Origin of the sequence: Vibrio sp. 10N.222.52.B7 (assembly GCF_041474275.1) — a bacterium.
Lineage (GTDB): Bacteria > Pseudomonadota > Gammaproteobacteria > Enterobacterales > Vibrionaceae > Vibrio > Vibrio crassostreae_C.
Map to the genome: position 1 here is coordinate 1 of NZ_JBFRTU010000666.1, position 430 is coordinate 430.

Annotated in this window: 1 protein-coding gene and 1 pseudogene; both read left to right on the top strand. The window is 47.2% G+C overall.

Annotated elements, in window-relative coordinates; all coding sequences use genetic code 11:
- The coding region (locus tag AB4512_RS24715) for a DUF3570 domain-containing protein (protein WP_372176111.1) at positions 1-306 on the top strand (306 nt) is incomplete at its 5' end.
- A pseudogene (locus AB4512_RS24720) lies at positions 296-430 on the top strand (FAD:protein FMN transferase); the annotation flags it as partial. The gene AB4512_RS24715 and the pseudogene AB4512_RS24720, both read left to right, overlap by 11 nt.

The following is a 430-nucleotide window of genomic DNA, read 5'->3' on the forward strand; positions in this document are numbered from 1 at the left end:
CAGTTAGGCGGCAAATTATCTTGGCGAGTGAGTGAATGGTTAACCTTGGCACCGGGCTATTTCTGGTACACGCAAGATGCAGCCGATTTCTATCGCGATCCAAGTAGTGCCGATCCTTCATTTGCTTCATCAGGCTATGCGACTTCAGACCTTCGCTTAGGCAACTTCACAGCTAATGCCTATGAACTAGGTGCGAGTATCAAGGTACATAAGAAGTTACGCTTAAATGCGCTTGCTGCGTACTACGAACAAAGCAACGGTTTTGAAGCACAGTGGTGGGCTGTTGGAGCAACCTATGAGTTCTAACCTGCCCTTTGTACATCGCTTTCATGCCATGACCGTACCGTGTGAAGTGCAAATTTTGTCGATGGATTTGGCTAACATTCCAGAGGCAAGCGCAACAGCAATAGTGACTGAGATAGAGCAAAAC